Consider the following 21,676-nt stretch of genomic DNA (forward strand, 5'->3'; position numbering starts at 1 on the left):
AATTGACGGGGATCAATCCATCCGGGCTTTTCCCGGATAGGCGCAACGGGCGCGCGGACTAGGGATCGGCGGCTTTCCCGTCGCCCAAGGGGAGCGGCTGGACCATGCCGCGAAACGGCAGCAACGTGTCATATTGCGTCACCGGCGGTGCCCCCGCCACGGTCGCGCCGCGCCTCAGCAGAAAGGCATGGCGGACGATCTCCGCCTGTTGCTCGATGCCATAGCGGGTGAAGGCCCGACCCGGCTTCAGCGCATAATCGTAGCGGCAAAAGGGATGGCGCATGAGCGGCAGGCAAAGACCGCGCTGATGCTGCCAGATATGCACCATCTCATGGACGAACAGCCCCTGTTCGTGGAGCGGGCAGGCCCCGAAATCCTCGCGCCACAAATCGCCCCCGGGATGGAAATGGATGCAGCCGGTGGGGGCCATCACGGTGTTGCGCGGCTGGAAAAACGCCCATTTCGTGGGCGATAATCGAACCCTGGCATAATCGATCGCGTCGCCGAACACCGAACGGGCCAGCCGCTCCTCGGCTGGGGTCAGCGGACGCTTCATCCCTGCGGCGCCGGATCGCCCGCCCCGATCACCCGCGCTCCCTGATGCAGGCGGGTGCCGTCGGAGAAGGTGAGCAGCAGCGACAGAATCCGGCCCGGCTTCACCCCGGGGTTCATGTCGTACAACATCACATGCCGTCCGCCCGGTTGGAACGCGACGGTGCCGCCGGCGGGGATCGGTACGCTGTCCACCCGGCGCATCGCCATGCCGCCTTCATGCATCTCGGTGGTGATCGCGACATCGCTGCCGACCGAGATGAGCTTTACCGGCTTGGGTCCGCCATGGACGATGAAATAGGCCGCCGCCGGACGCCCCGGCACGGCGGCCAGGCGGACCCAGCCCTCCTCGGCATAGAGCTGCGGTTTGCTGCTGCACCCGGCGAGCGGAAGGGTGGCGGCCAGCATGGCCAGTCCCGGAAATACAGCGCGGCGCATCACAAACCATTCCTTTTCGGCAAATCCCGAAACCACCCTAGGTTCCATGCAATCTTGCGGCAACGGATCGCCCACCTATATCCGCCTCGTGAACGGGGTTTTCGGGTTGCCGCTGACGGGACCAGGGAACTCCGGCATTTGGACTTCCAGGCTATGTTCTTGAGGGGCATCTAGAGACTTATGGCAAAAGTGATCGGCATCGACCTCGGCACCACCAACAGCTGCGTCGCTGTCATGGAGGGTGGCAAGCCCAAGGTCATCGAAAACGCGGAAGGCGCGCGCACCACGCCGTCGATCGTCGCCTTCGCTAAGGATGGCGAGCGCCTGATCGGCCAGCCTGCCAAGCGCCAGGCGGTGACCAACCCCGACAACACCATCTTCGCGGTGAAGCGCCTGATCGGCCGTCGCTTCGACGATCCGGTCACCCGCAAGGATACCGAGCTGGTTCCCTATTCGATCGCGCGCGGGCCCAATGGCGATGCGTGGGTCAATGCGGGCGGCAAGGATTACAGCCCGTCGCAGATCAGCGCCTTCACGCTCCAGAAGATGAAGGAAACCGCCGAGAGCTATCTGGGCGAGACGGTGACGCAGGCGGTGATCACGGTCCCCGCCTATTTCAACGACGCGCAGCGCCAGGCGACCAAGGACGCCGGCCAGATCGCGGGCCTCGAAGTGCTGCGCATCATCAACGAGCCGACCGCGGCGGCGCTCGCCTATGGCCTGGAGAAGCAGGACGGCAAGACGATCGCGGTCTATGACCTTGGCGGCGGCACCTTCGACATCTCGATCCTCGAGATCGGCGACGGCGTGTTCGAGGTGAAGGCGACCAACGGCGACACCTTCCTGGGCGGCGAGGATTTCGACAACAAGATCGTCGATTTCCTGGCGTCGGGCTTCCAGAAGGAAGAGGGCATCGACCTCACCAAGGACAAGCTGGCGCTCCAGCGTCTGAAGGAAGCCGCCGAAAAGGCGAAGATCGAGCTGTCCTCGGCGCAGTCGACCGAGGTCAACCTGCCCTTCATCACCGCCGACCAGAACGGTCCGAAGCATCTGGTGAAGACGATCACCCGCGCCGATCTGGAGCGGCTGGTCGAGGACCTGATCCAGCGTACGCTGGAGCCGTGCAAGAAGGCGCTGGCCGATGCGGGCATGAAGGCCGACGAGATCGCCGACGTGGTGCTGGTGGGCGGCATGACCCGTATGCCGCGCGTGCGTGAGGTGGTGAAGAACTTCTTCGGCAAGGACCCGCATACCGGCGTCAACCCCGACGAAGTCGTCGCCATGGGCGCCGCGATCCAGGCGGGCGTGCTGCAGGGCGACGTCAAGGACGTGCTGCTGCTCGACGTGACCCCGCTGTCGCTGGGGATCGAGACGCTGGGCGGCATCATGACCAAGATGATCGACCGCAACACCACGATCCCGACCAAGAAGAGCCAGGTCTATTCGACCGCCGACGACAACCAGAATGCGGTGACGATCCGGGTCTTCCAGGGCGAGCGCGAGATGGCGCAGGACAACAAGCTGCTGGGTCAGTTCGACCTGGTCGGCATCCCCCCTGCACCGCGTGGCGTGCCGCAGATCGAGGTGACGTTCGACATTGACGCCAACGGCATCGTCAACGTCTCGGCCAAGGACAAGGGCACCGGCAAGGAGCAGCAGATCCGCATCCAGGCTAGTGGCGGCCTGTCGGACAACGACATCGACCAGATGGTCCGCGACGCGGAGAAGTTCGCCGAGGAGGACAAGAAGCGTCGTGCCGGTGCCGAGGCGAAGAACAACGCCGAATCGCTGATCCACACCACCGAGCGTCAGCTCGCCGACAATGGCGACAAGGTCGACGCCGCGCTGAAGTCCGAGATCGAGGCGGCCGTGGCCGACGCCAAGGCTGCGGTCGAGGGTGGCGATCCCGATGCGATGAACGAGAAGGCGCAGGCCCTCGCGCAGGTCGCGATGAAGCTGGGCCAGGCGATCTACGAGAAGCAGCAGCAGGCGGAAGCCTCGCCTGCCGCCGATGCTGGTGCGGCCAAGCAGGACGATGTGGTCGACGCCGAATTCTCGGAAGTCGACGACACGAAGTAAGACCATCGGCCCGGTCCGCCTGTGGGTGGGCCGGGCCATGGCTTTCGCATTGGAATACCGCCCCGGCGAACATGGCCGGGGCCCATGACTGAAGCGCTTCGCGGTGTCGCTCCGTCCGGCCTGAAGGCACGGTCGGCCAGCGAGGCGCGCACGGGCGGACGGGGCGAGACCGGGCATGAGCACGACGATCGATTATTATGAACTGCTCGAATGCGAGCGCACGGCGGACGATGCGACGATCAAGTCGCGCTACCGCAAGCTGGCCATGCAATATCATCCGGACCGCAATGCGGGCTGCAAGGAATCAGAGGCTAGGTTCAAGGCGATCAGCGAAGCCTATGACTGTCTGAAGGACCCGCAGAAGCGCGCGGCCTATGACCGGTACGGCCATGCGGCGTTCCAGCAGGGCGGCATGGGCGGTGGCCATGGCGGCCAGGATTTCGGCGCCTTTTCCGATATTTTCGAAAGCGTCTTCGGCGAATTCATGGGTGGCGGACGCGGCGGCGGGCGGCAAAGCCCGCGGCGCGGCGCGGACCTGCGCTACGACATGGAAATCACGCTGGAAGAGGCGTTCCATGGCAAGTCGACCGAGATCACGATCGACGTCTCGGCCGCGTGCGATACCTGCGACGGTACGGGTGCCAAGCCCGGCACCAGCGCCAAGACGTGCCAGCAATGCGGCGGCCATGGCAAGGTGCGCGCGCAGCAGGGCTTTTTCGTGGTCGAGCGGACCTGCCCGGTCTGTCAGGGCGCGGGCCAGATCATCGCCGATCCCTGCCCCGATTGCCGGGGCGAGGGCCGGGTCGAGAAGACCAAGACGCTGTCGGTCAATATTCCGGCGGGCGTCGACGAGGGCACCCGCATCCGCCTGTCCGGCGAGGGCGAGGCGGGCGCGCGCGGGGCACCGGCTGGCGACCTCTACATCTTCCTCCATGTGAAGCGGCACGCCATCTTCGAGCGCGAGGGCACGACCCTGTTCGCGCGGGCGCCGATCAGCTTCACGACGGCGGCTTTGGGTGGATCGCTGTCGATCCCGGGCCTCGATGGCCGGATGCACGAGATCAGGATTCCGGCGGGCATCCAGTCGGGCAAGCAACTGCGCCAGCGTGGCGCGGGGATGCCCGTGCTTCAGGGGCGCGGCACCGGCGATCTGGTCATCCAGATCGAAGTCGAAACCCCGACCCGTCTGTCCACCCGCCAGCGCGAACTGCTCGAACTCTTCCGCGAGACCGAGACGGGTGACGAATGCCCGGAGAGCCAGGGCTTCTTCGCCAAGCTGAAGAGCGTTTTCGCGGGGGAGTGACCTAGACGGATCGGCATTCCTTCCACTCCTCCCCTGCAAGGGGAGGTGGCAGGCCAAGGGCCTGACGGAGGGGGGGCAGCCTTACCTCAAGGACCGGGGACACCCCTCCCCATGCTCCGCATGATCCCCCTCCCCATGTTGGGAAGGAATGAAGGCGGCTTTGCCGGAAGGGCGTCCGACCTGGGCGGATCGGCGACGGCTTGGGGAGGGGCCGGACATTGGCTCCCTCTTACACGATCAGGGCTTTGGGCTGGAGGTTTTCATGGCATCCAGCTCTTGGACTTGCTCCGCCTGGACGGGGACATCCAATGCCCTTCGCAGGCTGTCGGGGATCAGGTTCCGGTCATAGGGGGCCATGGTTGGTCCGCTTTCCTTGGACCGGATATATTGCGTGCCATAGATTTGTGGCTGGCCGATCTTCATGAGATACCGATCGAGCGTCGCGGCGGCGATCCAGCTTGCATCTTTTTTGCCGCGTGCCGCCGCCGCCAGAGCGAGCGTATGCGCGAGCAGATAATCCCCCGCGCTCGACCCATGCTGCAAGACGAAAGCGGCATGGTAATAATCCTCCGCCGTGGCCAGACGGTTTTGATCCAGCATGACGCGAACCGCCGCCCGGCGCGCATTGTCTTCGGCGATCATGCGGCGGACGAAGGAAATATCGATCGGCTTGGCGGGGTCTATGGATTGGCGGATAGCCTGATCCGCCTCGAACATCGCCGTCAGATCACGATTGTCCTGCGCTTTGGTGGTCTGGGCCTGCACGGGCGACGTCAGGGACAACGCCAGAATAGCAAAGCCGACCTTCGTCATCATCGTCCTCCACCAACCGGAATTTTATGATTACATCTGTAAACGGTGATGGCAAGCGGCCTTGCTGGACAGGGGCGGGCAATAGGATCGCTTGCTTGCCAAAAGGCGGTTTTCGCGGTCCACTGCATCCATTCGATGGAAGGACCACCCTTAATATGATCCACCGCTTCCTTGCTCTGTCCCTGATCGCCGCCTCGACGGCGCTCCCCGCCGCCGCGCCAGTTGCGGCCCCACGCGTCGGGATCGCGACTTTCGAGGCGCTGCCCAAGCCGCTCCCGCTACCTTATCATGCGGGCGACGCGAAGGCGGAGATCGCGGCGGCGCGGGTGCGGGCGGTCAAGGCGCACAAGCGGGTGCTGATCGATCTGGGTGGAAACTGGTGCCTCGACTGCCGGCTGCTGGCCGGGGTGGTTGAGTTGCCGCAGATGCGCGCCTTTGTCGCGAAGCATTTCGAGGTGGTGACGGTCGATGTCGGCCGGTTCGACCAGAATATGGATATTCCCGCGTCCTACGGGATCAAGGGCCGGCTTCAGGGCGTGCCCGCCGTGCTGATCGTCGACCCGAAGACCAACAGGCTGGTCAATGCGGGCCGCGAGACGGCGCTGGCCGATGCGCGGGCGATGACGCCGCAGGCGGTCGCGGACTGGCTGGCCGGCTGGGTGGGCTGACGGTCCCGCGCCCACCTGTCATCGACGGGGATATGGGGGGAGGGCATTTGCCGCTCCCCCGCGATCATCAGGCCTCGCCGAACACGCGCGCGAAGATCGTGTCGACATTCTTGTAATGATAATCGAGGTCGAACCGCGCCTCGATCTCTTCGGGCGACAGCGCCGCCGTCACATCCGCATCGGCCTTGAGCAGTTCCATCAGCGACAATTCGCCGTCCGACTCCCACACCTTCATCGCGTTGCGCTGGACGAGGCGATAGGCGTCCTCGCGGCTCACCCCCGCCTGGGTCAGCGCCAGCAGCACGCGCTGCGAATGGACGAGGCCGCCCATCTTGTTGAGGTTCTTCTCCATCCGCGCAGGGTAGACGACCAGCCTGTCGATCACGCTCGTGAGGCGGGCGAGCGCGAAATCCAGCGTGATCGTCGCGTCGGGGCCGATATAACGCTCGACCGAGGAGTGGCTGATGTCGCGCTCATGCCACAAAGCGACATTCTCCAGTGCCGGGGTGACATAGCCGCGCACCATGCGGGCAAGGCCGGTGAGGTTTTCGGTCAGCACGGGGTTGCGCTTGTGCGGCATCGCCGACGAGCCCTTCTGGCCGGGCGAGAAATATTCCTCGGCCTCCAGCACCTCGGTGCGCTGGAGATGGCGGACCTCGGTCGCCAGACGCTCGATCGAGCTGGCGATGACGCCCAGCGTGGCGAAGAACATCGCATGGCGATCGCGCGGGATGACCTGGGTCGAGACGGGCTCGACGGTCAGCCCCATCTTTGCGGCGACATGCGCTTCGACGCGCGGATCGATATTGGCGAAGGTGCCGACCGCGCCCGAAATCGCGCAGGTGGCGATGTCGGCGCGCGCCGCGACCAGCCGGGCGCGGTTGCGGTCGAACTCGGCATAGGCCTGGGCCAGCTTGAGGCCGAAGGTGACCGGCTCGGCATGGATGCCATGGCTGCGCCCGATCGTCGGGGTCAGCTTATGCTCCAGCGCGCGGCGCTTGATGACGGCGAGCAGCGCGTCGAGGTCTTCGAGCAGGATGTCCGAGGCGCGGGCGAGCTGCACCGCCAGACAGGTGTCGAGCACGTCGGACGAGGTCATGCCCTGATGCAGGAAGCGCGCTTCCGGCCCGGTCCGCTCGGCGACATGGGTGAGGAAGGCGATGACGTCGTGCTTGGTCTCCGCCTCGATCGAATCGATGCGATCGATGTCGAAGTCCCCGGCGGCCTTGTCGGCTTCCCAGATGCGCGCGGCGGCTTCCCGGGGCACGACGCCCAGTTCGGCGAGCGCGTCGGTGGCATGCGCCTCGATCTCGAACCAGATGCGGAAGCGGGTCTGCGGATCCCAGATCCGGGTCATGGCGGGACGGGAATAGCGCGGAATCATGGGGCACCCTTCAGGTCGTGGAAACGGCACGGCTCACCGTGGCCTTCCTTTCGGAATCACGGCGTGCCGTGCCGTTAGCAGGGACGAGCCGAGCCTTCAAATCCCGTCGCTCCAAATGCGTATGGCAAAATGTAGATTGCGATCCTATCTCTCATGGCGAAGATCGCGTTCCTGGTCTTCATAGTCATCATTCTACCAGAGTAAGGGAGAGATGAGATGATGAAATATGCTTTTCTTGCAGGTGCCATGATGGTGTCTGCGCCGGTGCTTGCGCAGACCACGGTCGAACCGACGCAGACGGCGCCCACTTCACCGCAAAGCGGTTCCGCAACGGCAACCGATCCAATGCAGTCGGCGCAACCCGCCACTGATCCGGCCCCGACGCAGGCGGCTCCGGCCCAGGGGCAGGTCCAGGCGACCGGCGACCAGATCGCGCAGGTCGTCGAAACCCAGTTCCCGACCTATGACAAGGACGGCGACGGGCAATTGAGCAAGGCCGAGTTCGGCCAGTGGATGGTCGCGCTGAAGTCGCAGACCGATCCGTCGGCCAAGCCCGAATCGGCGGCTACGAAGCGGTGGATCGGCACGGCCTTTGCCCAGGCGGACACCGACAAGAGCAAGAAGGTTTCGAAGGCCGAACTGACCGGCTTTCTGAGCCAGGGGCAGGGTTGATCCCCGGCCTTCACGGGAACGCGGTCCGTTCCTGACCAGCCGCGAACGCGGATCGATGGGGCCGCCGGACCGATGGGTCCGGCGGCCCTTCGGTCATATGCCCTTCCGTCTCGCCCGGCATGGGAAGGGTTGTCGGCCGGGCATGAAAAAGGGCAGGGGCGCTGCCGCCGCCTGCCCTGATTCGCGTTCGCATGCTCCCGAAAGGGCGCGAGGCCGGATCAGGCCTCCTGCGAACCTTCGGCTGCCTCGGCGTCCTCGGCATCGGCGGTCGGAACCGTCGGCGGAACGATCGTGGCGATCGCGAAATCGCGATCGTCGATGGCGGGCTGGGCGCCCTTGGGCAGGGTCACGTTCGAGATGTGGATCGAATCGCCGACTTCCAGACCCTTGAGCGAGATGGAGATCTCGGTCGGGATGTTGGCGGCGTCGACGACCAGCTCGATTTCGTGGCGGGTGATGTTCAGGACACCGCCCTGCTTGATGCCACGGCATTCTTCCTCGTCGGCGAACACGACGGGCACGGCGACCGTGACGGTCTCATGCTCGCCGATGCGCAGGAAGTCGACGTGCAGCGGGCGGTCGTTGACCGGATGGAACGCGACGTCCTTCGCCAGCGTGCGCTGGCCGTCCACCATGATGACCGAGGTGAAGAAGTGGCCGGTCATCAGGGCCTTGATGAGGGCCTTCTCTTCGAGATGAATCGACGCGGCGGCCTTGTTCTGGCCATAGATCACGGCGGGGACGCGGCCTTCACGACGCAGCGAACGGGAGGCTCCCTTGCCAACCTGATCGCGCGTCTCGGCGGCGAGCGTAAGGGTGTCGCTCATTCCAATTACTCCGAAACGAAATGGATGTATCTTTCCCGACCACGCCTCCAGGGATGACCATGATCGGAAGCGGCGGCGCATAGCGGCTATGCGCCGAAAAGGCAAGGCGGGGTGGAGGCTTCCCGCCGCCCGGCTGGATGCCTCGCCGCGGCGGGGGCGTTTTCGCCTCAATAGGCGATACGCTGCGCCTTGATCCCCTGTCGGGCGAGTTGCGCCTGGACGCTGTCCTCGCCGGCAAGATGGCCCGCGCCGACCGCGATGAAGATCGTGCCCGGCCTGGCCATGCGCTGCTTGATCCAACTCGCCCAGCGAGCATTGCGATCGGTCAGCAAGGTCCTGGCGACCTCGGGCGAGTCCTTCAGGCTGTCGTTCATGTCGCGGGCCAGCGCATCGGGGTCGCCATGCGCCCATTCGTCGACCATCTTCGCCATCTCCTCGCCCGCTTTGGGCATCTCGTCGACGGTGGAGGTCAGGAATGCGATCTGCGCCTTTTGCGACAGGCCGTTGAAGAAGCCGATCTGCTGTTCGGCGGTTTCCAGCCCAGCGACCGGCTTGTTGGCGGCCTTGGCCGCGTCGGCCAGTACCGTTTCGGGGCCGTTCTTCGGATCATAGCCCAGCTTCTGGATGGGGGCGAGCGACAGGGTGACGGCGGCAAGCCAGGGCCTCATCCGGTCGAACGCCTGTGCGGGCAGCCCTGCCTCGGTCATCGCCTTCAGATACGCCCCGCGCTTGTCGGCGGGCAGTTGTTCGGTCAGCGTCGGGCCGGTGGTGACGATACCGTTCTTCATCACGATCTGCTGCATCGTCGCGGGATCGGGCTGCACCATTTCGAGCACGAGCTGGTCGGACTTGTCGAACGCGGTCTTCACCGCCTCGTCGAACCAGGACAGGCCGGGCTTCAGCACATGGATGGTGCCGAACAGATAGATGGTGGTGTCGGCGTCCTTTACCACCCACAGCGCGGGGTCCGCGTCATTGGGGTTGGGCGCGGGCTTGCTCTGGGCGCAGGCCGGGAGCGCCAGCATCAGCGCGAGCGAGGTGAAGGCGGTTTTCATGATCGTCTTCATGGGATCGGGCTTTCGGAAAGGGAAGGGCGGAAAGGGAAGGGGCATGGAGCCGATCCGCCCTATTTGGCCCCAGGGTACGATCCGGGCAATGGCGCTCGCCTTGACCGCGAAGGGGCCATCCGCCAAAGCCTGCGCCCATTATGCAGACCCGGAACGGACCCCCGGAAGGACCACTTTCCTTCCAGCGCATGATCCTCACCCTCCATGACTATTGGAGCGAGCGGGGATGCGTGATCCTGCAACCCTATGACATGGAGATGGGGGCGGGCACCTTTCACCCGGCGACCACGCTGCGCGCGCTGGGACCGGAGAGCTGGAACGCCGCCTTCGTCCAGCCGTGCCGCCGCCCGACCGATGGCCGCTATGGCGAGAACCCCAACCGGCTCCAGCATTATTACCAGTATCAGGTGATCCTGAAGCCCTCGCCCGCCGATTTGCAGGACCTGTATCTGGGCAGCCTGGCGGCGATCGGCGTCGACATGACAAAACATGACATCCGCTTTGTCGAGGATGACTGGGAAAGCCCGACGCTGGGTGCCTGGGGGCTGGGCTGGGAAGTCTGGTGCGACGGGATGGAGGTGACGCAGTTCACCTATTTCCAGCAGATGGGCGGGTTCGACATGAAGCCGGTCGCGGGCGAGCTGACCTATGGGTTGGAGCGGCTGGCGATGTATATCCAGGACGTCGACAATGTGTACGACCTGCGCTTCAACGATGCGGGCGTCAGCTATGGCGACGTGTTTCTCGAAAACGAGAAGCAGATGTCGACCTGGAATTTCGAGGTCGCCGATACCGACACGCTGTTCGACGCCTTCAAGAAGGCGGCGGCGGAGTGCGAACGCTGTCTGGAGGCCAAGCTGCCCATTCCCGCCTATGAACAGGCGATCAAGGCCAGCCACACCTTCAACCTGTTGCAGGCGCGCGGCGTGATCTCGGTGGCGGAGCGCCAGGCCTATATGGGCCGCGTCCGCGATCTGGCGAAGGGCGCATGCGGCGCCTGGATGGACAAGAACGGCTGGGCCGCGTGATGACCGATTTTCTGCTCGAACTCCGCTCCGAAGAAATCCCCGCCCGGATGCAGGCGGGCGCGCGGGACAATCTCGCCAAGCTGTTCGCCGCCGAACTCGCCAAGGCGGGGCTGTCGGCGGGGGAGGTCGTCACCTATGCCGGGCCGCGTCGTCTTGCGCTGATCGCGAAGGGGCTTCCGTCCGCGACCGAAGCGGTCTCCGAAGAGGTGAAGGGCCCGCGCGCGTCGGCCCCGCCCCAGGCGCTGGAAGGCTTTCTTCGCAAGACCGGGCTGACCCGCGAGCAATTGACCGAGCGTGACGGCGTGCTGTTCGCGATCACCGAAAAGCCGGGCCGCGCGACGGCGGCGGTGCTGGCCGAGGCGATCCCCGCGATCGTCCGCGCCTTCCCCTGGCCCAAGTCGATGCGTTGGGGCGCGGCGTCGGCCTCGACCGAATCGATGCGCTGGGTCCGCCCGCTGCACGGCATCGTCGCGCTGTTCGGCGACGACGTGGTGCCGTTCGAGATTGCCGGGATCGTCAGCGGCGCCGAGACGCGCGGCCATCGCTTCCACGCGCCCGCCGCGATCACGCTGACCGGCGCGGACGCCTATGTCGAGCAGTTGCGCGCGGTGCGGGTGCTGGTCGATCAGGACGAGCGCGCCGCGATCATCCGCGACCGCGCCTCGGCACTGGCGGCCGAGGCCGGGCTGGAACTGGTCGCCGATGAAGGACTGGTCGCCGAGAATGCCGGGCTGACCGAATGGCCGGTGCCGCTGCTCGGCCGCTTCGACGCAGCGTTTCTCGACGTGCCGCCCGAGGTGATCCAGCTCACCGCGCGGGTGAACCAGAAATACTTCGTCTGCCGCTCAGGTAACGGCAAGCTCGCCAACGCCTTTGTCTGCACCGCGAACATCGCGGCGAGCGACGGCGGCGCGAAGATCGTCGAGGGCAATGCCAAGGTGCTTGCCGCCCGCCTGTCCGATGCGCGGTTCTTCTACGAGACGGACCGGAAGACGAAGCTGGACGATCTGCGGCCCCTGCTGGAAAAGATCGTCTTCCACGAAAAGCTGGGCACCGTCGCCGACAAGGTCGCGCGGGTGGCCAAGCTTGCCGAATGGCTGGCGAGCGAGGGCATCGTCCCGAACTGCGATCCGGTGCTGGCGCGTCGCGCGGCGGAACTGGCCAAGACCGACCTCGTCACCGGCATGGTCGGCGAGTTCCCCGAATTGCAGGGCCTGATGGGCGGCTATTACGCCGCTGCGCAGGGTGAGGATGCTGCGGTCGCCGAGGCGGTCCGCGATCACTACAAGCCGGTCGGGCAGGGCGATGACGTCCCCACCGCGCCGGTGACGGTGGCCGTGGCGCTGGCGGATAAGCTGGATACGTTGGCGCAATTCTTCTCGGTAGGGCTCAAGCCGACCGGGTCGAAGGACCCCTTCGCCTTGCGTCGCGCGGGACTTGGGATTCTGGAAGTGTTTGGGCGCAACGGGCTTCGCGCGCCGATGTTCGCGATCGTCAACGCCGCGATGCTGGCGCGAACCGAAACATCCGATGCCAATCAGGTCGATGACGTCATTCAGTTCCTGATCGATCGTCTGAAGGTCCAGCAGCGCGAAGCCGGGGTGCGACACGATCTGATCGACGCGATTTTTGCGCTCGGCGGAGAATCCGACATGGTCCGGCTGCTCGCCCGTGTGCGCGCGTTGCAGTCCTTTGTCGTGACGGAGGATGGTGCCAATCTGCTTGCCGGATATAAGCGCGCCGCGAATATTCTGAAAAAGGATGAGGTGCCGCTGGATCTGACCCTCGGCGGCCTGCCGTCCTATGACGCCGAGCCTGCCGAAGCGGCGCTTCGGGCTGCACTGGATGTCGCGGAGCCGCTGGCTGCCGACGCGGTGAAGGCCGAGGATTTCGAGGCCGCGATGGCCGCGCTCGCCTCGCTCCGTGCGCCGATCGACCGGTTCTTCGATGACGTGACCGTCAACGACGCCGATCCGGCCAGGCGGGCGCACCGGCTGGGGCTGCTCGCCCGCGTCCGGGCCGCTGTCCACACCGTGGCGGATTTCTCGCGGATCGAGGGATGATTTAGCTGGCGGATCGGGAAGCACGAATGTCACATTCATGCTCTTCCCCTTCGCCAATAACGCCTTATTAAACCCGACGCCTGTGTCCCCAGGGCGTCGGACGATGCGACCAGTAAAGGATCACACCGATGACCTATGTGTACCGTTTCGGCGGCGGCGTTTCGGACGGCGGCAAGGGGGACAAGAACCTGCTTGGCGGCAAGGGGGCGAATCTGGCTGAAATGGCCTCGATCGGCCTGCCGGTGCCCCCCGGCTTCACCATCTCGACGGCGATGTGCACCCGTTATTACGAGGATGGCGAACAGTTCCCGCAGGACCTGCGCGAAGAAGTCGCGGCAGGGATCGCGCATATCGAATCGGTGACCGAAAAGCGCTTCGGCGACGCGCAGAATCCGCTGCTGGTCTCGGTCCGCTCGGGCGCGCGGGTGTCGATGCCGGGCATGATGGACACGGTGCTGAACCTCGGCCTCAACGACGAAACGGTCGAGGGGCTGGCGAAGAAGGCGGGCGATGAGCGCTTCGCCTGGGACAGCTATCGCCGCTTCATCCAGATGTATGCCGATGTCGTTCTGGAACTGGATCACGGCGCGTTCGAGGAATCGCTGGAGATCGCCAAGGAAGACAATGGCTTCACCCTCGATACCGAGATGACGGCCGAAGACTGGAAGAAGCTGGTCACGGTCTATAAGGGCCTGGTCGAGGAACAATGGGGCAAGCCGTTCCCGCAGGATGTGCAGGACCAGCTCTGGGGCGCGGTCGGCGCGGTGTTCGGATCGTGGCAGTCGGAACGCGCCAAGGTCTATCGCCGGCTGAACGACATTCCCGCCGACTGGGGCACCGCGGTCAATGTGCAGGCGATGGTCTTCGGCAATATGGGCGACACCTCGGCGACGGGGGTGGCCTTCACCCGCGATCCGTCGAAGGGCGACCGAGCCTATTATGGCGAGTTCCTGATCAACGCGCAGGGTGAGGACGTGGTAGCGGGCATCCGCACGCCGCAATATCTGACCAAGGCCGCGCGCGAGGAAGCGAACGCCAAGCCCGCCTCGATGGAAGAGGCGATGCCGGAGGTCTATGCCGAGCTGGCCGCCGTCTTCGACCAGCTCGAAACCCATTATCGCGACATGCAGGACATCGAGTTCACGGTCGAACAGGCCAAGCTCTGGATGCTCCAGACCCGGTCGGGCAAGCGCACCGCCAAGGCCGCGCTGAAGATCGCGGTCGACATGGCCAATGAAGGCCTGATCACTCGCGAGGAAGCGATCGCGCGCGTCGATCCGGCGGCGCTCGACCAGCTTCTCCACCCGACGCTCGACCCCAATGCGAAGCGCGACGTGCTGACCAAGGGGCTGCCCGCCTCGCCGGGTGCGGCGTCAGGCAAGGTGGTGTTCGACGCCGACGCCGCCGAGCGCGCGGCGGCGGCGGGCGAGGCGGTGATCCTCGTCCGCGTCGAAACCTCGCCGGAGGACATTCACGGCATGCATGCGGCCAAGGGTATCCTGACCGCTCGCGGCGGCATGACCAGCCACGCGGCGGTCGTCGCGCGCGGCATGGGCCGTCCCTGCGTTTCGGGCGCGGGCAGCCTGTCGATCGACAACAAGGCCAAGGTGATGCGCGTCGCCGGGCGCGAGGTGCGCGAAGGCGATATCCTGACGCTCGACGGGTCGACCGGCGAAGTCATGCTGGGCGAAGTGGCGACGGTGCAGCCCGAATTGGCGGGCGATTTCGGCACGCTGATGGCCTGGGCTGACGAGGTCCGCCGCCTGAAGGTCCGGGCGAATGCGGAAACTCCGCTCGACTGCCAGACTGCGCGCGATTTTGGCGCGGAGGGCGTCGGCCTGTGCCGCACCGAGCATATGTTCTTCGACCAGGCGCGGATCACCGCGGTGCGCCAGATGATCCTGGCGGCGGACGAAGCGGGCCGGCGCGCCGCGCTCGACAAGCTGCTGCCCGAACAGCGCGCCGATTTCACCGCGATCTTCGAGGTGATGGCTGGCCTGCCGGTGACGGTGCGCCTGCTCGACCCGCCGCTGCACGAGTTCCTGCCGCAGCAGGAGGCCGAGTTCGCCGAGGTGGCCACCGCGGCCGGGGTGGATGTCGATACGCTCAAGCGCCGCGCCAACGAGCTGCACGAGTTCAACCCGATGCTGGGCCATCGCGGTTGCCGTCTGGGCGTGACCTATCCCGAAATCTACGAGATCCAGGCGCGCGCGATCTTCGAGGCGGCGCTCGACGTCGCGGAGAAGTCGGGTGAGGCCCCGATCCCCGAGGTCATGATCCCGCTGGTCGCCACCCGGCGCGAGCTGGAGCTGATGAAGGCGGTGGTCGACAAGGCGGCGCAGGCGGTCTTTGCCGAGCGCGGCAAGACGGTCGAATATCTCGTCGGCACGATGATCGAGCTGCCGCGCGCTGCGCTCAAGGCCGGAGAGATCGCCGAGGTGGGTGAGTTCTTCTCCTTCGGCACCAACGACCTGACCCAGACGACGCTGGGGGTCAGCCGCGACGATGCCGCCCGCTTCCTCAGCACCTATGTCGAAAAGGGCATCTACGCGAAGGATCCGTTCGTCAGCCTGGACGTCGACGGTGTGGGCGAGCTGGTCAGCCTTGCCGCCGAACGCGGCCGGGCGACGCGACCGGGGATCAAGCTGGGCATCTGCGGCGAACATGGTGGCGATCCGGCATCGATCGCTTTCTGTGAGCAGGTCGGGCTCGATTATGTCTCGGCCAGCCCGTACCGTGTGCCGATCGCGCGCCTGGCCGCGGCACAGGCCGCGTTGAAGGCCAGGTAAGACAAGAAGGGGCCGCGCTTCGGGGCGGCCCCTTCCGGCATGACACCCGTGGCAGGGTGCGCCCGGCTTAGCCGTGCGTCGAGACGCCGTTGTCCCAGTCGAACCAGCCCCGCTGTTGGCCCGCCGGATAGGCGGCGCGGGGCGTGCCGGCAGCGCGATAGGGCGGCGTCCGCCGGGCCGATGGCGCCGCTTCGACGGGTGCCGCGACCGGCTGCGCCGTTGCCAGCCGTTCATTCTCGCGCTCCAGCTCGGCGATGCGGTCGCGCGCCGCCGTCAGCTTGGTTTCGGTGTCCTTCACCTGCGCGGCATGGGCATCCCGCTCGGTGACATAGCGGTCCCGCCATTTACGCCCGCCCGGATGGCTGGCGAGCCCGAAAAGCCAACCGGCGATGAGGACCAGCCCCAGCACCGCGAATTGCGTCGTCGAAGTGAACAGCATCGCATCGGTCCCTGTCTGTTACGCAGGGTCAACGGTTGATCGCGACGCTGGTTGCGCGGGGCGGCTTCGGCGACTGCCTGTTGCGGCTTACTGACCCGCCATCAGCGAATCCTTGATCGAGCACGCGGCGGGTCCGAGGATCACGACGAACAGCGTCGGCAGGATGAACAGGATCAGCGGCACCGTCATGATGGCGGGCAGGCGCGCGGCCTTTTCCTCGGCACGCATCATCCGTTCGTTGCGGAATTCGGCGGACAGGACGCGCAGCGCGCTGGCCAGCGGGGTGCCATATTTCTCGGTCTGGATCATGGTCGTGACCACGCCGCGCACCGCGTCCAGATTGACGCGCGTCGCCAGATTTTCGAGCGCCTGCCGCCGATCGGTCAGGAAGCCCAGCTCGACCGACGTCAGGGAGAATTCGTCACCCAGTTCGGGATAGGCCCGGCGCAGCTCGCGCGCGACGCGGGCGAAGGCGGCGTCGATGGTCAAACCCGCCTCGGCGCAGATGACCATCAGGTCGAGCGCGTCGGGCAATCCCTTGCGGATCGCGGCGGTCCGCTTGTCGACGCGGTTCTTCAGCGCGAGGTCGGGCAGCTTATAGGCCAGGATCAGGGTGCCGGCGACCAGCAAGTAGCGGGTGAACGGCTTCCACTCGGCGAGGCCGTCGGTGCCATAAACCCACAGCGCCATGCCGCCGCCTAGGATGATGGGCAGCGCCAGCCGCCCGAAGATCACCGCAAAGGCCAGTTCCTTCGAACGAATGCCCGCCTGGAGCAGGCGGAGCTGCACCGCCTTGACCTGTTCGTCCTGCAACATCTTGAGCGCGCTCAGGATCGTGCGCATCCGTTCGAGCAGGTCATAGCGTTCGATGAACTGCGTGCGTTTCCGCCCCGGGGCAATGGTCCCCGCCTTGAGCAGCTCGCGCCGTTCGTTGAGCGCGCGGACGCGCCGCGTCATCGGATCGCGCAGGCCGATCAGCGTATAGCCCGCGACGAGCAGCGCGAAGACGCACAGCCCCCAGAGCAGGGCGGCGAAGGACGCGGCGTCGAGGCCGAGATACAGGGGAGTGCTGCCGGTCATTCAGATCTCGAAGCTGATCATGCGCGACATGATGAATGCGCCCAGGACCATCCAGAGGAAGCCCCCCGCGCCGACGATCATCAGACGGGGGTCGGTAAAGAATCGCGCCATATAGGGCTGGTTGATCATCCAGATCATGCCGAAGACGATGAAGGGCAGCACGCCGACGATATAGGCCGAGGCCTTGGACTCGGATGACATCGCCTTGATCTTCAACTTCATCTGCGCGCGTTTGCGCAGCATATCGGCCAGGTTGGACAGGGTTTCGGCCAGGTTGCCGCCCGTTTCGCGCTGGATCGCGATGGCGATGACGAAGAACTGGAATTCGGGGATCTCCAGCCGGTCGGCGGTTTCCTGCAGCGCGGCATCCATCGTCCGGCCGATCCGCATCCGGTCGGTGACGCCGCGAAATTCCTGGCCGACGGGGCCGCGGACTTCCTGCGCGACCACCGCCATCGTCTCGGCGATGGGCAAGCCCGAGCGAAGGCCGCGCACCAGCAGTTCGATGGCATCGGGAAAGCGTTGCGTGAACTGGGCGATGCGCCGCGCGATCAGCATGCTCAACACCCATTGCGGCAGGAGCAACGCGCCGACCACCGCCGGCAACAGCGCCAGCAGGAAGGGCAGTCCGAGGAACAGGCCAATGAGCAGCAGGATCAGTGCGACCCCGGCGCTGGCCATGCCATATTGGCCCATGGTCCAGTCGCGTCCCGTCCGGTCCAGCTTGCGTGCGAGCTGGGCCGGGTTGGGCAGCAGCCGCCCGAACACATCGTCGATACGGGTGTTGGTGGCCAGCGCGATCCCGCGCGATCCCGCCAAGATGGCGGGCGTCGCCATGCCCAGATCGGGCGCGATGCGATCGCGCAACCCCGCCAGTCGCCGGGTCTGGAGCCGGGACGCGCCGCCGCCCGACAGCGCGGCGATCAGCAGCGCCAGCGTCGCGAAGACGCCGACCGCCAGGATCAGGGTCGCGAACAGGCTCATGCGGTCAGCCCGCCCGGGACCGCTGCGGCAGCCAGGCCTTCAGGTCGAACCGGTCGAGCAGACCGGGCTTGGCCGGTGGCTTCGTCGCATCGCCCTCGACCGAGGCGCAGATGCGCTGCGCGATCTCGATCAGCGGCGCGATGGTGCGCGACGCCTTGCCCAGCTCGGCGACCGGCTTGCCGACCTTGGCGGCCTGTACCACCAGCTTGGGGTCATAGGGGATGAGGAAGTCGACGGGGCGCTCGATCGATCCTTCGAAATCGGCGCGCGCAATCTCCATCTGATGGGGCAGCGGCACGCGGTTGGCGACGACCAGCACGGTCGCCTGCGGCGCATGCGCCTTGAACCAGGACAGGAAGCGGATCGTATCGCGCGCGGCGGCCAGGGTGAATTCGGTGACCAGCACGATCGTCTGCATAGCGCTCACCAGCATCGGCTGCTGGATCAGCAGCGCGCGCGGCAGGTCCACGATCGTGGTCTCGAACGTCGCGCGCATCTCGTCCTGCAACTGCGCGAAGGCCAGGCCATCGGCCAGGATCGGGGCGCTGATCGGCGCTTCGGCCGACAGGATGGCGAGCTTTTCCGAGGCGCGCACCATCGCGCGTTCCAGGAACAGCCCGTCGATGCGGCTGGGATTGTCGATCGCGTCGACCAGCCCGCGTCCGGGTTCCAGGTCCAGCGCCAGCGCGGCGGTCCCGAAATGCACGTCCAGGTCCAGGATGGCGGTGGTACGCTGCTGCCGCTCGGCCATCAGCCAGCCGAGCGATGTGGCGATGGTGGACGCGCCGACACCGCCGCGAACGCCGATCACCGCGACGCTGCACGGGGCCTTTTCGGGTGCCATGTCCGCGGCGCGCGGCGAATGGAGGATGGCACGCGCCTGTCCGATCGCGTCGCGCAGATAGTCGGCATGGATCGGCTTGAGCAGATAATCATGCAGGCCGCTGGCGATCAGCGTGCGATACAAGCGCACGTCGTTGACCTGCCCGACCGCGATCACGATCGTGCCGGGTTCGCACACCTCCGCCAGATTGTTGATCTCGCTGCCGGGATCGGCGGTGTCGCTCAGGTCGACCAGCAGGATTTGCGGGCTGGCCGACACCGACAGCGAATGGATCGCGGCCTTCAGGCCACCCTTCAGCACCTTTTCGGGCGCCCATCCCTGTTCGATGACGATGGGGCGGATCGCCTCGGCCGTCCAGTCGTCGCAGACATAGGCCTGAAACGCGTCGCGCTGGTTCAGCACAGGGGGCTTCCAGGGGGCGTTCATTGCCGCCCTCCCATTCCGCCGTTGCCACCCGAGGCGTTGGCGCTGCGCAGCGTCGTGCCGCCGTTACCCGTCGGGGTGGCCTGGCGGAGCGCGTCGATGGCGCGGGTGGCCATCGCCGGATCGCTGGCCGAGGGGCCCTCGACGCCGCGCACCAGATCGGTCGGGTTGGCGACCATTGCCGCCAGATTGCGATTGACGGCACAGCCATGGTTGGACGCGCCGCGCCCGTCCCAGTCGGGCAGCCCCTCGGACCGCCAGTCCGGGCAGCCGGGCACCGAGGCCTTGGCGCGCATCACCACGACGCGCACCGTGGCGGGGGCCACCGGGCTGCGCGGCACCGACCCGCTCTGGCCGATCAGCAGGCCATAGCGGCCCATCACATCGGCCACCTCACGCCAGGCGCGGGGGGCTTCCCCGGCGGGATCCTCCACCGTCACCCGGTCGCCATAGCCCAGCCGCAGATTGCGTGCCCAGCCATCGAGCCGCTGGCCCTCATCCGCCGCCAGCCGGCCGCCGGAAACGGCGAGGTCGAGCGCATATTCGGTCTGCGCGACGACCGGCTGATGCACCGTTTCGAGGCCGGTCTGCCCGGCACCGGCACAGCCTCCGGTCGCCAGCAACAGGCCGATCGGCGCGAGGGGGAGAAGCGAGCAGCGCATGAGGCGTGACATCCTTGGTCGGGCGGTCATTCGGAAAAGCCGGGCATGGGCGCGGATTTGCGACCCTTGGGGGCCGCGGTCATCGGCGTGATGGCGGCGGGGGCGACGGGCCCCGTGACCGGGCGCCCCTGTACCGCCGGGGCCATGGTCGGCACCGGGCGAGGTTCGCCGCTTCCCGCGCCCATCCGGCCCAGCAGAACGCGTTCGGCGTCGTTGGGCGCGCGCTCGCCATCGGTCGGCAGCGCGATGGCGGCGGGCGAGGATACCGGCTTCACCAGATAGGGGGTGATGATGATGACCAGTTCGGTCTCGTTGCGCTTGAACGCGTTGGAGCGGAACAGCGAGCCGATCAGCGGCAGGTCGCCCAGCCACGGCGTCTTTTCGATCGTGTTGTCATGACTGTTCGACAAAAGGCCGCCGATCATCATGCTCTGGCCTGATCCCAGCTCCAGCGTGGTCTCCGCCCGGCGGGTGGTGAGCGCGGGGATCGAGGTACCGCTGATCGTTACCGAGCCCACCGAGGAGATTTGCGACACCTCCGGCCGGACGCGCAGCGAGATACGGCCATCGGCCAGCACCGTCGGCGTGTAGGACAGGCTGACGCCATATTGCTTGTATTCGACCGACACCGCGCCGAAGCCGGTGGCAAGCGGAATGGGAATCTCGCCGCCCGCCAGGAAGGTCGCGGTCTCCCCCGACAGCGCGGTCAGGTTTGGATTGGCCAGGGTCGACACCTGGCCGAGCGACTCGCCGAGATCGATCGCGCTGAGCAGGTCCATGCCCAGCACCCGGCCGCCCAGGCCCAGCGTGGTCCGCTGCGGCCCCGGGTTGAACAGATATTGCGTCCGCGTCGCCCCGGTGGGGTCGGTGATGGTGTTGATCGAACCGGCGTTGCGGCCCGAACTGATGCCGAACACAAAGCCGCTGCTGTTGCTGTCGCGGTTGAGCAGATTGACGCCGATCGACTTGACGAAGCTGCGATTCACCTCGGCGATGCGCACCTGGAGATTGACCTGCAACGGGGTCGCGGTCTTCAACCGGCTGATGACCTTGGTGTCCTTGCCGACATAGGCCTGCACCAGTCGTTCGGCCTCCGCCACGTCGTCGGGCGCGGCGACGGTGCCGGTCAGCAGGATCAGACCGTTCATCGGCGTCGCCGCGATCTGCGCCTCGGGCATGGCGAGGTGCAGCATCCGGCCGATCGAGTCGAAATTATTGCCCACCCGGACCGTGGTCGCATAGACGACCGCGCCGCTGCGCGTCGTGGCCGACACGGTGGTTTCGCCCGGCTTCTTGCCGAAGATGTAGAGCTGGGTCGGCGAGCGGACCTGGACGTCGGCGATGCTGTCATCGGCGACGAACAGGTCGGTCATCGGCCGCGCCAGGGTGATGAGCCGCGCGCGGCCGGTATTGATCTCCAGCGTGTTGCCGATCGCCGTCTCATGCGGTTCGGCCGCGCGGGCGACGTCGAGGGGGCCGGGGGCGAGCAGCAGCGGCGCCAGGGTCATGGCGAAGCCCAGGCTGCGCGCCGAGCCGGAAAGGAAGGAGTGCAAGGACATGG

At 66.3% G+C, this 21,676-nt stretch carries 19 protein-coding genes; 7 read left to right on the forward strand and 12 right to left on the reverse strand.

The features are described from left to right. Positions 1 to 58: 58 nt before the first annotated feature. Both RN629_RS03955 and RN629_RS03960 read right to left on the reverse strand, forming a co-directional pair. Positions 59 to 556, reverse strand: a complete 498-nt coding sequence (locus RN629_RS03955; RefSeq protein ID WP_407033972.1) for a vgr related protein — start codon at positions 554 to 556, stop codon at positions 59 to 61. Then, the gene (locus RN629_RS03960; protein ID WP_407033973.1) at positions 553 to 990 is read right to left on the reverse strand and encodes a copper chaperone PCu(A)C; all 438 of its coding nucleotides are present in this window, start codon (positions 988 to 990) and stop codon (positions 553 to 555) included. Before RN629_RS03960 ends, RN629_RS03955 begins: the two co-directional genes overlap by 4 nt. Positions 991 to 1,170: 180 nt before the next feature. Here RN629_RS03960 and dnaK point away from each other — a divergent pair, with 180 nt between their 5' ends. After that, on the forward strand, positions 1,171 to 3,069 hold the full coding sequence (gene dnaK, locus RN629_RS03965; RefSeq protein WP_407033974.1) for a molecular chaperone DnaK: 1,899 nt from the start codon (positions 1,171 to 1,173) through the stop codon (positions 3,067 to 3,069). Positions 3,070 to 3,244: 175 nt separating this feature from the next. Then, positions 3,245 to 4,372, forward strand: a complete 1,128-nt coding sequence (gene dnaJ / locus RN629_RS03970) for a molecular chaperone DnaJ (RefSeq protein WP_407033975.1) — start codon at positions 3,245 to 3,247, stop codon at positions 4,370 to 4,372. A gap of 237 nt (positions 4,373 to 4,609) precedes the next feature. On the opposite strand, the gene RN629_RS03975 is transcribed toward dnaJ, so the two are convergent. Continuing rightward, on the reverse strand, positions 4,610 to 5,185 hold the full coding sequence (locus RN629_RS03975) for a hypothetical protein (RefSeq protein WP_407033976.1): 576 nt from the start codon (positions 5,183 to 5,185) through the stop codon (positions 4,610 to 4,612). A 155-nt stretch (positions 5,186 to 5,340) separates the two neighbouring features. Here RN629_RS03975 and RN629_RS03980 point away from each other — a divergent pair, with 155 nt between their 5' ends. Continuing rightward, positions 5,341 to 5,853: a thioredoxin family protein gene (locus RN629_RS03980; RefSeq protein ID WP_407033977.1), complete on the forward strand. Its 513-nt coding sequence runs from the start codon at positions 5,341 to 5,343 to the stop codon at positions 5,851 to 5,853. 67 nt (positions 5,854 to 5,920) lie between these two features. Here the strand turns inward: RN629_RS03980 and purB are convergent, their stop codons facing one another. After that, entirely contained in the window at positions 5,921 to 7,237 is a 1,317-nt protein-coding gene (gene purB, locus RN629_RS03985) for an adenylosuccinate lyase (RefSeq protein WP_407033978.1), read from the reverse strand. A 345-nt stretch (positions 7,238 to 7,582) separates the two neighbouring features. Here purB and RN629_RS03990 point away from each other — a divergent pair, with 345 nt between their 5' ends. Next, positions 7,583 to 7,909, forward strand: a complete 327-nt coding sequence (locus tag RN629_RS03990; RefSeq protein WP_407033979.1) for an EF-hand domain-containing protein — start codon at positions 7,583 to 7,585, stop codon at positions 7,907 to 7,909. A gap of 218 nt (positions 7,910 to 8,127) precedes the next feature. On the opposite strand, the gene RN629_RS03995 is transcribed toward RN629_RS03990, so the two are convergent. Both RN629_RS03995 and RN629_RS04000 read right to left on the reverse strand, forming a co-directional pair. Continuing rightward, a complete protein-coding gene (locus RN629_RS03995) occupies positions 8,128 to 8,736 on the reverse strand; it encodes a 50S ribosomal protein L25/general stress protein Ctc (RefSeq protein WP_407034166.1) in 609 nt (202 codons plus the stop codon). Positions 8,737 to 8,903: 167 nt separating this feature from the next. Continuing rightward, positions 8,904 to 9,803: a TraB/GumN family protein gene (locus RN629_RS04000; protein ID WP_407033980.1), complete on the reverse strand. Its 900-nt coding sequence runs from the start codon at positions 9,801 to 9,803 to the stop codon at positions 8,904 to 8,906. A gap of 188 nt (positions 9,804 to 9,991) precedes the next feature. Between RN629_RS04000 and RN629_RS04005 the strand changes: the two genes are divergently transcribed. The 3 genes from RN629_RS04005 to ppdK all read left to right on the forward strand — a co-directional run bounded on the left by RN629_RS04005 (position 9,992) and on the right by ppdK (position 15,683). Continuing rightward, the gene (locus RN629_RS04005) at positions 9,992 to 10,831 is read left to right on the forward strand and encodes a glycine--tRNA ligase subunit alpha (protein WP_407033981.1); all 840 of its coding nucleotides are present in this window, start codon (positions 9,992 to 9,994) and stop codon (positions 10,829 to 10,831) included. After that, entirely contained in the window at positions 10,831 to 12,894 is a 2,064-nt protein-coding gene (gene glyS, locus RN629_RS04010) for a glycine--tRNA ligase subunit beta (protein WP_407034167.1), read from the forward strand. Before RN629_RS04005 ends, glyS begins: the two co-directional genes overlap by 1 nt. Positions 12,895 to 13,022: 128 nt before the next feature. After that, entirely contained in the window at positions 13,023 to 15,683 is a 2,661-nt protein-coding gene (gene ppdK, locus RN629_RS04015; RefSeq protein ID WP_407033982.1) for a pyruvate, phosphate dikinase, read from the forward strand. 67 nt (positions 15,684 to 15,750) lie between these two features. Here the strand turns inward: ppdK and RN629_RS04020 are convergent, their stop codons facing one another. The 6 genes from RN629_RS04020 to RN629_RS04045 form a co-directional block, all read right to left on the reverse strand. Next, complete coding sequence (locus RN629_RS04020) at positions 15,751 to 16,122, reverse strand: hypothetical protein (RefSeq protein ID WP_407033983.1); 372 nt, start codon at positions 16,120 to 16,122, stop codon at positions 15,751 to 15,753. Positions 16,123 to 16,209: 87 nt separating this feature from the next. Further along, positions 16,210 to 17,202: a type II secretion system F family protein gene (locus RN629_RS04025; protein WP_407033984.1), complete on the reverse strand. Its 993-nt coding sequence runs from the start codon at positions 17,200 to 17,202 to the stop codon at positions 16,210 to 16,212. Next, the gene (locus RN629_RS04030) at positions 17,203 to 18,186 is read right to left on the reverse strand and encodes a type II secretion system F family protein (RefSeq protein ID WP_407033985.1); all 984 of its coding nucleotides are present in this window, start codon (positions 18,184 to 18,186) and stop codon (positions 17,203 to 17,205) included. Between the two features lie 4 nt (positions 18,187 to 18,190). Beyond that, positions 18,191 to 19,456 (reverse strand): AAA family ATPase, encoded by a 1,266-nt coding sequence (locus RN629_RS04035; protein WP_407033986.1) that lies wholly within the window; start codon positions 19,454 to 19,456, stop codon positions 18,191 to 18,193. Next, a complete protein-coding gene (locus RN629_RS04040; RefSeq protein WP_407033987.1) occupies positions 19,453 to 20,115 on the reverse strand; it encodes a CpaD family pilus assembly protein in 663 nt (220 codons plus the stop codon). The genes RN629_RS04035 and RN629_RS04040 overlap by 4 nt, the downstream gene beginning before the upstream one ends. 26 nt (positions 20,116 to 20,141) lie before the next feature. Continuing rightward, positions 20,142 to 21,674: a type II and III secretion system protein family protein gene (locus RN629_RS04045; RefSeq protein ID WP_407033988.1), complete on the reverse strand. Its 1,533-nt coding sequence runs from the start codon at positions 21,672 to 21,674 to the stop codon at positions 20,142 to 20,144. Positions 21,675 to 21,676 lie beyond the last annotated feature (2 nt).

The sequence above is a fragment of the Facivitalis istanbulensis genome, assembly GCF_040560405.1.
Classification (GTDB): Bacteria; Pseudomonadota; Alphaproteobacteria; order Sphingomonadales; family Sphingomonadaceae; genus Sphingomonas; species Sphingomonas istanbulensis.